This window comes from Thermoanaerobacterium calidifontis (assembly GCF_055381745.1).
Window position 1 is genome coordinate 2,358,496 of the sequence record NZ_AP042436.1, and the last position, 13,166, is coordinate 2,371,661.

Annotated in this window: 15 protein-coding genes; 3 read left to right on the forward strand and 12 right to left on the reverse strand. The window is 36.3% G+C overall.

Annotated features, from left to right (window positions below; translation table 11 throughout):
• Positions 1 to 9 precede the first annotated feature (9 nt).
• Positions 10 to 1,410, reverse strand: a complete 1,401-nt coding sequence (uxaC, locus tag ACZ42G_RS12260; protein ID WP_464850606.1) for a glucuronate isomerase — start codon at positions 1,408 to 1,410, stop codon at positions 10 to 12.
• 134 nt (positions 1,411 to 1,544) lie between these two features.
• Entirely contained in the window at positions 1,545 to 1,913 is a 369-nt protein-coding gene (locus ACZ42G_RS12265; protein WP_464850607.1) for a LysM peptidoglycan-binding domain-containing protein, read from the reverse strand.
• Positions 1,914 to 2,033: 120 nt separating this feature from the next.
• Here ACZ42G_RS12265 and ACZ42G_RS12270 point away from each other — a divergent pair, with 120 nt between their 5' ends.
• A complete protein-coding gene (locus ACZ42G_RS12270) occupies positions 2,034 to 2,462 on the forward strand; it encodes a PPC domain-containing DNA-binding protein (RefSeq protein WP_013788801.1) in 429 nt (142 codons plus the stop codon).
• A 38-nt stretch (positions 2,463 to 2,500) separates the two neighbouring features.
• Here the strand turns inward: ACZ42G_RS12270 and ACZ42G_RS12275 are convergent, their stop codons facing one another.
• From ACZ42G_RS12275 to ACZ42G_RS12300, 6 genes are all read right to left on the reverse strand, one after another.
• Complete coding sequence (locus ACZ42G_RS12275) at positions 2,501 to 3,556, reverse strand: NAD(P)/FAD-dependent oxidoreductase (RefSeq protein ID WP_464850609.1); 1,056 nt, start codon at positions 3,554 to 3,556, stop codon at positions 2,501 to 2,503.
• Between the two features lie 35 nt (positions 3,557 to 3,591).
• Entirely contained in the window at positions 3,592 to 4,668 is a 1,077-nt protein-coding gene (locus ACZ42G_RS12280) for an FAD-dependent oxidoreductase (RefSeq protein WP_464850611.1), read from the reverse strand.
• Positions 4,665 to 5,126 (reverse strand): DUF2383 domain-containing protein, encoded by a 462-nt coding sequence (locus ACZ42G_RS12285; protein ID WP_464850613.1) that lies wholly within the window; start codon positions 5,124 to 5,126, stop codon positions 4,665 to 4,667. Before ACZ42G_RS12285 ends, ACZ42G_RS12280 begins: the two co-directional genes overlap by 4 nt.
• 94 nt (positions 5,127 to 5,220) lie before the next feature.
• Entirely contained in the window at positions 5,221 to 6,156 is a 936-nt protein-coding gene (locus tag ACZ42G_RS12290) for an L-lactate dehydrogenase (RefSeq protein ID WP_085113163.1), read from the reverse strand.
• 167 nt (positions 6,157 to 6,323) lie between these two features.
• Positions 6,324 to 6,596 carry a colicin immunity domain-containing protein gene (locus ACZ42G_RS12295; protein ID WP_085113164.1) on the reverse strand — a complete coding sequence of 91 codons (273 nt, stop codon included), beginning with the start codon at positions 6,594 to 6,596 and terminating at the stop codon, positions 6,324 to 6,326.
• A complete protein-coding gene (locus ACZ42G_RS12300) occupies positions 6,589 to 6,930 on the reverse strand; it encodes a hypothetical protein (protein ID WP_085113165.1) in 342 nt (113 codons plus the stop codon). Before ACZ42G_RS12300 ends, ACZ42G_RS12295 begins: the two co-directional genes overlap by 8 nt.
• A gap of 235 nt (positions 6,931 to 7,165) precedes the next feature.
• Here ACZ42G_RS12300 and ACZ42G_RS12305 point away from each other — a divergent pair, with 235 nt between their 5' ends.
• Entirely contained in the window at positions 7,166 to 7,693 is a 528-nt protein-coding gene (locus tag ACZ42G_RS12305) for a hypothetical protein (RefSeq protein WP_085113166.1), read from the forward strand.
• A 148-nt stretch (positions 7,694 to 7,841) separates the two neighbouring features.
• On the forward strand, positions 7,842 to 8,576 hold the full coding sequence (locus ACZ42G_RS12310; protein WP_464850616.1) for a DUF881 domain-containing protein: 735 nt from the start codon (positions 7,842 to 7,844) through the stop codon (positions 8,574 to 8,576).
• Positions 8,577 to 8,614: 38 nt separating this feature from the next.
• Here ACZ42G_RS12310 and ACZ42G_RS12315 read toward each other — a convergent pair whose 3' ends face one another.
• The 4 genes from ACZ42G_RS12315 to ACZ42G_RS12330 form a co-directional block, all read right to left on the reverse strand.
• Positions 8,615 to 9,727 (reverse strand): GNAT family N-acetyltransferase, encoded by a 1,113-nt coding sequence (locus ACZ42G_RS12315; RefSeq protein WP_464850617.1) that lies wholly within the window; start codon positions 9,725 to 9,727, stop codon positions 8,615 to 8,617.
• Entirely contained in the window at positions 9,700 to 10,320 is a 621-nt protein-coding gene (locus tag ACZ42G_RS12320) for a DedA family protein (RefSeq protein ID WP_085113169.1), read from the reverse strand. The genes ACZ42G_RS12315 and ACZ42G_RS12320 overlap by 28 nt, the downstream gene beginning before the upstream one ends.
• Before the next feature lie 108 nt (positions 10,321 to 10,428).
• The gene (gene glgA, locus ACZ42G_RS12325) at positions 10,429 to 11,595 is read right to left on the reverse strand and encodes a glycogen synthase (protein WP_464850618.1); all 1,167 of its coding nucleotides are present in this window, start codon (positions 11,593 to 11,595) and stop codon (positions 10,429 to 10,431) included.
• A complete protein-coding gene (locus ACZ42G_RS12330) occupies positions 11,588 to 13,165 on the reverse strand; it encodes a hypothetical protein (RefSeq protein WP_464852168.1) in 1,578 nt (525 codons plus the stop codon). The genes glgA and ACZ42G_RS12330 overlap by 8 nt, the downstream gene beginning before the upstream one ends.
• Position 13,166 lies beyond the last annotated feature (1 nt).

Sequence of the window (13,166 nt, forward strand, 5' to 3'; positions counted from 1 at the left end):
TATAGAAGACTATACTCCAAAATAATTGACTGCATTATTGTAGGATATGTCCTGAACTATCTTTCCTAACAAGTCTATATCGTAAGGCACCTCGCCTCTATCTACCCATTCGCCAATCAAATTGCACAGTATCCTTCTGAAGTATTCGTGCCTTGGATATGACAAGAAACTCCTTGAATCGGTTACCATTCCAACGAATTTGCTTAATAGCCCTACATTCGCCAGTGTCTTCATCTGCTCTCTCATTCCGTCGATGTTGTCATTAAACCACCATGCAGAGCCAAATTGCATTTTACCTGGAATCCCTTCTCCTTGGAAACACCCCATAAGGGTTGCTAAAACGTAGTTATCTTTGGGGTTTAGCGTGTACAATATGGTCTTCGGCAAAGAACCAGTTAAATCTAATGAGTCTAAAAGCTTCGCCACTTTTTGTGCTATATCTACATCATTTATTGAATCATATCCAGTGTCAGGACCAAGCTTTCTAAACATCCTGGTGTTTGTATTTCTTAAAGCTGCAATGTGAAGCTGCATAGCCCATCCGAATTCTTTATATTTTCTTCCCAAAAATTGAAGAACACTTGTCTTGTATTGGTCAATTTCAAATTTAGAAAGTTCTTCGCCTTCTAAAGCTTTCTTGAATATTTCATTCACTTTGATTTTTGTGCTTTCTTCATAAGATACAAAGTCGAGGGCATGATCTGACAACCTGCATCCTAAGCTATCAAAGTACTCTATTCTTGAATTTAAAGCATCTAAGTAATCTTCGTAATCTTCAATATCTTTCCCGCTTACTTCTCCAAGCTTTTTGACCCAATCTCTAAAACCGTCCTTGTCAATATTTATACCCTTGTCTGGTCTAAATGCAGGCAAAACCTTTACATCAAAACTTTCGTCATCTCTCAAAAGCTTGTGATACTCAAGGCTATCTGTCGGATCATCTGTTGTGCACAGTATCTTTACGTTTGAATTCTTAATGATATTTCTGACGCTGAATTCGCTACTCTCCAATACTGAATTGACTTTTTCCCATATCATTGGAGCTGTTTTCTCATTTAGAAGCTCATTAACACCAAAGTACCTTTGAAGCTCCAAATGTGTCCAATGAAAAACAGGATTGCCGATAGCCATAGGCATAGTCTTTGCAAACTCTAAAAATTTGCTGTAATCATCAGCATCGCCTGTAATGTACTTTTCATCAACGCCATTGCTCCTCATAAGTCTCCATTTATAGTGATCGCCATATAGCCAAACTTCCGTGATGTTTATAAATTTCTTATCTTCATAAATATCTTTAGGATTCAAATGGCAGTGAAAATCAAATATAGGCATCTTTGATGCATAGTCATGAAATAGTTTAACAGCAACTTCGTTGTTTAATAGAAAATCATCATCCATAAAATTCTTCATAAAATCAGCTCTCCCACGAAATTTTTGTTCACGTTAACATTTATTTAATTTAATTATATAACTGCCAATGATGATTGTCAAGTTAATGTTAAAAATTTTTTTGCTTAAAATTACCCTGCTTACTCAGGGTAATTTTATCCTGGCGAAGGCAAGCATATCACCTGGCCTACCACAAGGTTATTTGGATCTATATACGGATTTAATGCAAGAATCTTATCGACAGTAGTTCCTACAGTTTTTGCTATTTTATAAAGGGTATCTCCAGGTGCTACCTCCCAATATATGCCTGTTGGGCATTCTGTCGTCTTGCCATAAGGTATTATTGACGGCAAGCATATTACTTGTCCTACCATCAATCTGCTTGGATCTATACCAGGATTCACTTTTATAATGTCGTCTACAGGCCTATTGATTTTCTGAGATATAAGCCACAACGTATCTCCAGGCTCTACAGTGTAATACCTTCCCGATGGACAATATGGCATTGTAACACAACCTTTCATTTAATTTTTTTGTACCATTATATTCACAAAAAAGCTCATTGACATATTTTTTCAAAATATGCTGTGGTATAATATGTATAAGAATTGATACACATAAATTCAATTAGAGGAGGTTTTTGTATGGGTCATATTAATATAGATGTGAAAAGAAGGTTTATGGGTCGCTTTAAGTACGATAACGATCTTTTGCAGGAGATAACGACTTTCATAACAAATGAGAATATAAGATCTGGCGAGATAAGGATTATAGGTGCAGTAAAAAAGGCCCGGTTCGGCTACTTTAACCAATCTACAAAGGAATACAAATTTATCGAGAAAAACGAGCACATGGAAATACTGAGTGCCATAGGAAATATATCCTTAAAAGACGGCAAACCATTTCCACATGTACATATAATTCTTGCTGACGAAAACGGAAATGCCTTCGGCGGTCATCTCATGGAAGGCACAAAAATATTTGCTGCTGAATTTGTCATCGTAGACTATGGCGAAAACAACTTAGAAAGGGTCGATGACGACTACACTGGATTATCTCTTTGGAATCTATGAAAAAAAAGCTTAAAAGGTTTTTGACGCCTTTTAAGCTTTTACTTTATAAACTTCAGCATCGTGTGCCCGTATTTTATCACATCTATATTGGTGTTATACACTATATGCCTAATAATCGGCATACCTAATATCTTAACCATTCTGTCATAATCGCTGTTACTGAATTTATCCAGTTTATCTCTGTAATCTGAAAGCATTTGTACCTTATCAGTTATAGTTTTGACCATTTTTTCATAGTCTTCGCCTGTTGCAATTGATCTTGCAGCGTAAATGCCGCTTTCTAAAGCGTGAAATGCTCCAAGCCCTAAAAGTGGATCTAAAAATCCAGCGGCATTTCCAACGAAATACACATTGTCGATTTTGTGCTCTTTAGCAATACCTGTATTTAGCTCTAATTCATAAGTCTCCACCATCTCATAGCTAAATCTCTCAGTTTTTAAAAAAAGCTGCCATAAACTGTCTAACTCGCCGTGCTGTGCATAGGTTGTTATAAGAACTAAAGATGCTTTGGTCTTATCAAAAGGCATGATGTATCCGTACCCAGATCTTGCGTAATCTGTGTTAAACCACATCTCTGCCGTATGTGGTTCGAAATTCCCTAAGATTGTAGCACCTTTTATCCATGTAGTAACGGTAGTCTTCCACTCTGTAAGCTTTTCCAGTATCCCGGAATTGCCAGTGGCTACGACTACAAAGTCAAATTCTCTTGATAGCTCTTTGTAATCAGGGTCTGCATTAAAGTTTACCTTTGACTTCACACCTCTTGCCAGCTGATTGTCAAGTGAATCCGCATCTTTGCTTCTTAAGACAAAATACCCATGATTTCCTTTTACTGTTGAAGTGTACATCGGAGAATGCATGATGATCTTTGTCATCTTCTCAACAGGTGTCAATGATATGCCATAGGTACGCCTAAAGTAGTAAACCGGATCTTTAATCGGCCTATCTTCCATGTTTAAAAATGAGCCGATGTTAGGCTGAATCGTCCCTATAGCATTTTTTCTCTCAAAAATCACACACGTTATTCCAAGCCTTTCAAGCTCATGAGCACATGCAAGCCCTGATATTCCTGCTCCTATTATGGCAACCTTCATAGCCTAAAATTCCTTTCATGTAATTTTTATCAACATTAAAACTTAAATAATTCATTGACGGCATACCGTATTATGAATGAAGAATATTTTACTATGTTAAAATTTGTATCGTAAATAAGCTGCTTTATGAGTGGAGTTGTCAAAAACTTTATAAGCCTGTCTATCTTATCATTATCTACAGTGTCGATGGCTTTTCTAAACTCTAAAAGCTTTAAATTTGCATTTGTAAGATACGCCATTTCATTTTCAAAGTTGCAGCCTGTTGCAATGCTTTTTGCTGCCAAAGCACCACCTAAAATTGATGCAAACTGACCAAAACCAAGGAATGGCTCGATGGCCCCTCCTGCATTACCTACAAAGTACATGTTCTCGTACGTATGTGGAAACGCATTGCCTGATATATGCTCATAGTCATAAACACTTACTACGTCATATCCGATCTTCTCTATTTTTAAAAACATCTCCCAATACCTGTCTATTTCCTCTTTTGTGATGTAAGGAACTATAAGTGCTAAAACCGCCCTTTTATCGTCAAAAGGAGCAAGGTATGCATAACCGCTTTTGCAGTAGACTGTGTTCATCCACATTATAAGCGTATTTGGATCGAATTTACCGATTACCTCAGCTATTTTAAGCCTCGTATCAACCAGCGTCTGCCAACATCCTAACTCGTTTGGTATCTGATGGTTTCCAGTCGCCACAATGACATAATCATAAACTTCCTTTAGATTCTTGTAGTCTGCGTGGACATCAAAATTGACATTTGTCTTTAATTTCTTGTATAGCTGGCTTTCTACAGACAATTCTCCTTGCCCTTTCAGCATAAAGTATCCCAGCCTTCTGCCTTTAATAGTACGAGTGACAGTTGGCCCGTGCATCACAATCTTGTCTATGTTGTTAAGCGGCGCAATAGCTACATCAAAATTATTTTTTAAATACTCCAAAGGATCGTTTATTGGCCTATTTATGACATTTAAAAGTCCTGCTACATGGTTAAAAACATCGCCGACTTTAGATTTTCTCTCAAATACATCAGGCTTTATTCCATAAGATTCAAGCCTTATGGCTGCAGTTAAGCCTGCCGAACCTGCACCTATAATAGCTACTTTCATTTATTTTCCCTTGGCGTCGTATATACTATGCTGTTGGGCTCAGTCGGCTTTGATTTTAGAGATTCTATATTCTGCTGTATGATAGTAATAAATCGCATCTCATCATCCCTCATCTGGGTAAATATCTGCCTCACATACGGATTAGTTATGTTTACGAGATTTTCGTTGTAGAACATCTGCTGATTTATCAAATCCTTTTCTATATCCTGTAAAGCATCCATCATATCATAAGACATATTCTTCTTTACAAGGGAATCTATCCGCATCGTCTTTTCAGCAGCGACAATCTTGTCTACATGGTTTAAAGCAGTAATCTCTATCTGTTTCAATACTCCTTTGACTTGACTATCTGGTATGTTTTTGCCGTAATCTTTTGCCTTTTTGTGTATAACATCTTCGTAATTTTTAGCCTTTTTAAAGGCACTCGATATAATCTCCTGCGGGCTCATATTCTGCATTTTGCATCACCGTTATTAGATTTTCCACATTGCATCCCTTATATACATGAAAAGAGGCTTCATCACATGGATGTAAAGCCTCATAAATATTTGATCATATATCCAATTGCTTTATGACATCTGCCATGACACTTGCTGAATGCCTAAACTTCTCCACTTCTTCGTCAGATAAAGGCAAGTCCAAAATTCTGGCAACGCCATTCCTGCCTACGATAGACGGCAAGCTTAATGAGACATCCTTCACGCCGTACTGTCCATTTAATGGAGATGATACTGTGAGAATGGAATTTTCATCTCTTAAGATGCACTCCACAATTCTTCTCACTGCAACTGCGACAGCATAGTATGTAGCACCTTTTTTGTCTATTATCTTGTAAGCGGCATTTACGACTTCTTCTTCCACTTCTTTTCTAAAATTCGTGTTGCAGACACGCCCACATATGCTGCAGTACTCATTAAATGATATACCCGATATGTTTGTTATGCTCCACGCTGCAAACTCTGTATCTCCATGCTCGCCAATTATCCTTCCGTGGACATTTCTCGGATCTATATTGCAGTGCTTGCTTAAAAGGTATCTAAACCTTGAACTGTCAAGAACGGTGCCAGAACCGAAAACTCTCCCCCATGGAAGTCCAGAAATCTTGTATGTAACGTACGTCAGTATGTCTACAGGATTTGTAACAATCAAATATATGGCTTTGTCATTGTACTTTAAAAGCTCAGGTATCATGGACTTAAATATGGCTGTATTTTTCTTAACCAGGTCAAGCCTCGTCTCGCCTGGCTTTTGAGCAGCACCTGCTGTCACAACTATTACATCTGCCCCTTCCACATCTTTGTAGTCGCCTGCATACACATTTACCGGTTGTATTAGCGGTATGCCGTGGCTTATGTCCAGTGCATCTCCTATAGCCTTGTCCTTGTTTAAATCTACAAGCACGATATCTGTCACAGTCCCACTTAATGCCAGCGTAAATGCCGATGTTGCACCGACAAAACCAGATCCTATTATAGCTACCTTACTCATTACATCGCCTCCTAAATAATATATATTTTCCTTTAATAATATTATAACATAGTTTTGATGAAATTGTCTAAATTTTAATCTTATTTTGTCCTTATTGATTTGAAATATTATCTTTATAGTTAGTTTGCATAAAAATACCGCTTTAGGTATAATACCTTAGCGGTTTATTATGCAGCTAACTTTTTTACAAGTTTTTGCACTTTTTGTCTTAACTCATTTTCTCCAATATACAAGTGATATTCATTTCTTATATTTTCATCCCGTTCATAATATTCACAAGCCATATAAATATCATCAAACAGACTCATTTCTTCATCTGTCAATAAATCTTGCTTTTGTTCATAAAGCACTTGGAAATTTTCGATAAATCCATCTATGTTTAAATTATTATTTACATATTGCCGACAAATTTCTATTAATTGTATTGCGACATTACTCATTAATTCGCCTCCATTCTTTTACTATTCGTTTCCTTGGAGTTATAGTAATTATCCAGCCATGTTCTCTATCGATATGTACTGATATACCATTTTTATACCTGACTATATTGCCATTAGGTTCAATATAATTTTCACCATTTTGTAATACATCCAATAACATCTGTTTGTCAGCTGGCAATCTTCCAGAAGCTGTTTTCCTCAATATTTCATTCAATGCATGTTCAGTAAGAACAAAGCCATTATCAGTAAAAAATTTGGCTAAATCAAGCAACTTTTCTTTATATTCAGGTTTATATTTCCCTTTTAATATTATATTGCCCTTTTGCTTTTCCATACATTCATTATACTGCTTTAATATGCTACCGTCAATTTCTATTAAAGCAGGGTTGTATTTTTATTTGTATACTTTTTAAGCACGCTCTTAAAGCCTTTACGCCACCGATTCCAAGCAGTTGTATTTTTATTTGTATACTTTTTAAGCTTGAATCGTGGATTATTGGTTTAAAAATTACTATAAGTGGAATATTAGAAGTAAGTATATAAATGTTTTGTGAAAGGATTGAATTTAAATGAGCGATATAGATGAGATAAAAAAATTGATGGAAAGACTTACAGAAAGCGAAAAAGACAAAGAAGAAGCCAGCAAAAAGATGCAAGAAGTATTGGGCAAATCCATCAGAGAGGTAAAAGAAATACTGCTGACATTAAAAAAATACATAGCCAATGAAAATATAACGCTGAGAAGCTACAGCGGCAAAACATTTGCCACCGGAGAAGGAATCATAATCTACGACAAAGGCATAGACGAAAAAATAATTTTAAAATCAGACAGATGCTTTTACCTTTATAAAGTGGAAAATGACCAGTTGGTGACAGAAAAAATAGAGGATTTAGACATACACGACTACATGAGCTACGACACTCTCTTTGACAGCGTGAAGAAATCTTTGATAAAATGCATACAGAAAAACGAAGAAGACATATTGGCATACAAAAGCACTATGCTTAAAATTGACAAGTACAACAAAGATTTAGAGGAGATATTGGCTTTAAAAAATGCGACTGAAGAAAATAAAGTAAACGAAGAAGATCAATGATTTAAAAGAAAATGAATTTATTACTAATCTGTAACACAATATTAATATTTTTTTAATAAATTTTATCTTTATACGTGATATTATTATATATAGAATGAAAATGAAGTTTTCATAAGTGGATATATCAGCCCATGGGGAGGATGAAAAAATGAAGGGTAAGGTTTTTCAAGTTGTTTCTTTTGTCATGGTGTTTTTAATAATGGGCTTTATGATATCAATGGAATTTAAGACTATACAAGGCAGTGTAAAGACTGCAGCAGATACATCTCGCGGAAGCAGCGTAAATGTTGATGAACTAAGCAGCGAACTGCAGAACATGACTGACGAGAGAAATGCCTTAAAACAACAAGTGGCAGATCTTAATAAAAAGCTTGATGAATTAAACAGCTCATCATCAAAATACGAAGCGACTTTAAATGCTCTGTCACAAGATGTAGAAAAGTATAAAGAGCTTGCAGGTTTTACTGCCATGACAGGTCCAGGAGTCATAGTCACTTTAAACGACAGCGACCTTCAGCCAAAAGATGGAGAAGACCCAAACATGTTTTTGGTACACGATGAAGACCTGATAAAAGTAGTAAACGAGTTAAAAGCTGGCGGAGCTGAAGCCATATCTATAAATGACCAAAGGCTTATAGCTACATCTGAAATAAGATGTGTAGGTCCTACCATCAACATAAATTCTACAAGATATGCTCCTCCATACGTCATAAAGGCGATTGGAAATCCTGACACATTAGAAGCTTCACTAAATCTTAAAGGCGGCATTGTAGATACTCTTAAATATTATGGAATAAAAGTGGACATACAGACATCTAAAAACATCGTAGTACCTGCCTACTCAGATCCAATAAGCTTAAAATACGCTAAAGCGACAAATTAACTTTGCCTCTTACCTTAATACATTTTATTAAGATAGGTTCAGTCATGACTGAACCTATCTTTTATCTTGTTTATTATTTTATTTTCAGCAATGATGTAGTAAAGATAAAACCTGCCTGCAACAGAAGGATATGAAGCAACAAGCCTCATGTTTCTCTTTTTATCCTTAGTCCAATCTTCTTTGTACTTTTCATCTCCCCTTAAAAAGTCGTAGACTTCATCTCCAACTTCTATTGAGCGCTTTATCGATAAACCTAATGTTACAGCTCCAACGCTTAATCTGCTGTAATCCAAATCGTAGCCGCTTATGTAGTAATACCTTTTCCCACCTACATGGTAACTTAATAAGCTTGCGACGATTTTATCATTGTCTTTTAATTCAAACAAGCTTAAAATACCCCTGTTGAAAAAGTCAAATGCCAAAGCCTTGTGAAAAGCCCTAACCCTTTTAGAATAAAATGCACCCGGCATATGTCGTTTTCTCCACCTTGCCTGATGCAGCTCTATTAGTCTATCCATTGAATCATCTATCTCATTTTCATCTGCCACGCACATGAAACTTCCATCGCACTTTGTGAAAAATCTCTTGATCTCGTACTTTATATTTCTTCTAAATTTGCCGTCAAGGGATGCCAAGTATTCATCCCACGTTGCCGGCAACTTTATGTATGGGCATACATCTTGAACATCGTAATCGTAGTAAAGCCAGCTATCCATTATATACGGATATATGCCGCTGCTCTCTGGAAGGTGCTCCAAGTCTAACACTGTAAACCTGTCTATTGTCGACTCCAAATACTTTATAAGTGAGCGATAAAATATATCTTCATATCCGTATTTCACTATAAAGTCAAGGTAATCGCTGTTATTAGAGCCTATGAATTTTATCCTCTTTACAGGAAGCCCCATCTCACCAAATGTAATCATAAAAGGAGCTATTCCAATAGGGCCTTGATCGCCAACTATCAAAAGAATCCACAGCTTTTTGCCGCCGCCGAAATACTTCCACCAATTCACGACCCATTCAAAAGTGTTAAAAGGATAAACCTTAGAATTCTCCTCCAGTTGATGCCATATATCCTTGATGCTTAAAAGAGTCTTTACGTCCCTCACTATCTTTATCTCTATGTCAAGTATCTTTCTTTCATCCATAAAAATATCCTCCAAACGACGTACATAAATAGGATAAAGCCTACAAGCATTAACAAATAACCCCACCACGGGTACGTCCTACCGATTAAGTCTATCTTTAAAATCTGCATCGACACTAAATACGAAACAGACGTCCAAAAAAGTGACCATAAAAGATCGCCGATGGCAGAAAACACAAAAAACGACTTGAAGTCCATCCTTGTTATGCCTGAAGCCCAGATGGCAGGCGTCCTTGGCAATCCTATGAGACGCCCTAAAAGGTTAGTAACACCACCATATTTTGAAAACCAACGGTCCATGCCTTCTAAGTCTTTAACAGTTATCTTTAAAAAATGGCCATATTTCTCTACAAAAGTCCTGCCTGATTTGGCACCTATTATGTACGCTAATACATTCCCCGACACATTCCCTAACGCTGCAATCAAAACTACAGCCAAAAAGCTCATCTGACCTCTTGATATAAGGTAACCTGCCGCCAGGAATAGTATCTCCACAGGTCCTGGCATACCAGTGCCTTCAACCAGCAATGACAGAAACAATGCCAAATAACCGTAATCTATTATTAAGCTGTATAAGATATTAGTATTCTCCATAATTACCTTCCAATCAAAAATTTCTATATAATAGTATACATCTTTATCGCAAAATTTAAAAGCAAATGACACAATAAAAAAGAGCCTTTAGGCTCTCAAAAAATCCATTTATTTTTTGTAATTCTCGATGACATTTTTGTAAAGGTCATAAGTCTTTTTTGCAATTGATTCCCAGCTAAACATGTCTTCTACTCTCCTTCTGCCGTTTGCACCGAATAAAGCAGCTAAATCCCTATCATCAAGGAGAATATTGATTTTTTCCGCTAATTCATGTGAATTGCCAGGCTCCACTAAAAATCCAGTTTCCCCATCTACGACTACTTCTTTTATTCCACCTGTAGCGCTGGCAACAACCGGCGTGCTGCAAGCCATTGCCTCAAGATTTATAATGCCAAAAGGCTCGTATATTGATGGACATACAAAAACATCGGCATTGCTGTAAAGCTCTATGACTTCTTCCTTTGAAACCATCTTGTCAATCCAGATGATGTTTTCATAAAGCTTGACTTTTTCCTCCATCTCTTCCTTGATTTCCTGTGTATCAGGTGATGAAGCGCACAATACGACTTTTACATCCTGTGGCAAATATTTTACAGCATCTATAAGATGAATTATTCCCTTTTGCCTTGATATCCTTCCTACAAATAAAATGTACCTTCCCTCTATTCCGTATTTTTCTCTTGCCATGTTTGAATCCGTCTTCTTGTACTGGTTTAAGTCTATTCCATTGTATATAACCTCAATCTTATCTTCTGGCACATTGTAGCACTTCATGATATCTTTTTTAGAATCATTAGATACAGCTATTATCTTGTCTGACGCCTCAACACCTGTTCTCTCCATCCATGTGCTTAAGTGATACCCATTTCCAAGCTGCTCTTCCTTCCAAGGCCTTAGAGGCTCTAAGCTATGAATGGTGACAATAAGCGGTATATCGTAAAGCATCTTTGCCAGAAAGCCTGCCATAAAGGTGTACCATGTGTGACAGTGGACAATATCTGACGAAATCCCATCGCTTACCATAGCAATATCTGTTGTCAATGGTCCCAACACTTTTTTGAATTTATCGTCAGAAGCTTTTTTCAACACATCCCATTCTCTGTAGCCTTTTACTTCCATGTTTTCAAAATGATTGTCTTGATCTCCAAAGCATCTGACATCAACATTCATAAGCTTTGACAATTCCCTCGTCAAATAATCCACATGGACACCTGCGCCACCGTAAATATTAGGCGGAAATTCATTTGTAAATAAAGTGACCTTCAAATTATCCATTGTATACCTCCAAACTTGAAATATTTTTTAATTCATCTATACACTCGATAATGCCTTTTAGGGGTATCTTAAACCAAGATGGCCTGTTGTTGACTTCATAAATCGCTTCAAACACGGCTTTATCCAGCTTAAACAATGCTAAAATAGCAGTAATGTATTTTTCATCAGGTATTAAATCTGCGTCGTGTTCATTGATTAGATTTACATAGTTATCAACAAACACGTTTGTTATAACGGTTGCCCATGTGGACAAAAGATTTTCTACTTTTTCTAAATCAATACCACCTTTACCATTTTCCTTGTATTCAAAAAACTGTGAGTAAGCAGCATAGTTAAATGACCTTATCATGCCAGCCACATCTTTTAAAGGGGACATATGCCTACTTCTCTCAGAAATAGGTTTTGTAGGCTCTCCTTCAAAATCTATAAGTATATAACCGTCTTCTTTCTTTAAAAGCTGCTCTAAGTGCAAATCGCCATGGCATCTTAAATATTTGCCAAAGTATGGCGCTAAAGATTTAATATTTTCGATGCTTTCCAGCAACAAATTCTTGTCAGTAATTATCTCTTTTATAAGGCTTTCAACATCTTCACTGTAATCCTGATTTTTCATGTAATCCAAAAGCAAATTAAAATTAGATATTATCTGATTTGTAATCTCATCTATGTTAGACTCATTAGGCTCTAAGACACCAAAATTGCCTTCATTAATAAGTGACAGCTTAATATGCATATTGGCAATAAGCTCCGATATCTTCTTCACTTCGCCTATATAATCGCTGCAATTTTTGTATACAAAACTTGCAAAGTCGCTTCCATCGTACTTCTTCACAAAATCCTTCAAGTATTCTTGAGTGTACTGCCACATATCAGCAACATTTTCGATGTACTGCGAAAACATTGAAAGAGTGTATATGGTGCCTTTTCCATCGTCGTACAAAAAATACCCTCTAATATCTTGCACATCGTTAAAACCGTGTTTTCTAAGCATGTAAGTCATTTCAAGATCGGGATTCATTCCATTAGCCATTCTCCTAAAAGTCTTCACTATCTCATTTTTGCTAAGCAATGTAAGGCTATTGCTGGACTTGTTGTTTAATCTTTTTGAACTGTATATGTCGTGATTTAAAATCATGTAAGGTTTAAATCGGCCACATGATTTAAACTCAATTTCTTTTCCACCTCTTAATATATAATCTAAGCATCTGATGTACTCCACATCATCAACAGCATCATATACGCCGTACACACAATCGCCATCATCATATATGGTAAGACAGCTATCATCAAAAGAATTCTTTCTTACAATAATAGGAAAATAATACCGAGATTTTTTTTCTTCACCACTTATGGTTTCAAAAATAAAATCTATAAGTGCTGCAATAATAATAAACGATCTATCAATACCTAATATAGCATAGTCAAAAAGCATCTTATCTTTTATATAAGAGGCCTTTTCCTGAAACCATCTGAATTCTTGAACCTTGTCATCTTTGATGGTTTTTACAATATAATCTATCTTCGACAAGAAACCATCAAAATCTCCTTCTTCAATGTGCACATAAACCATT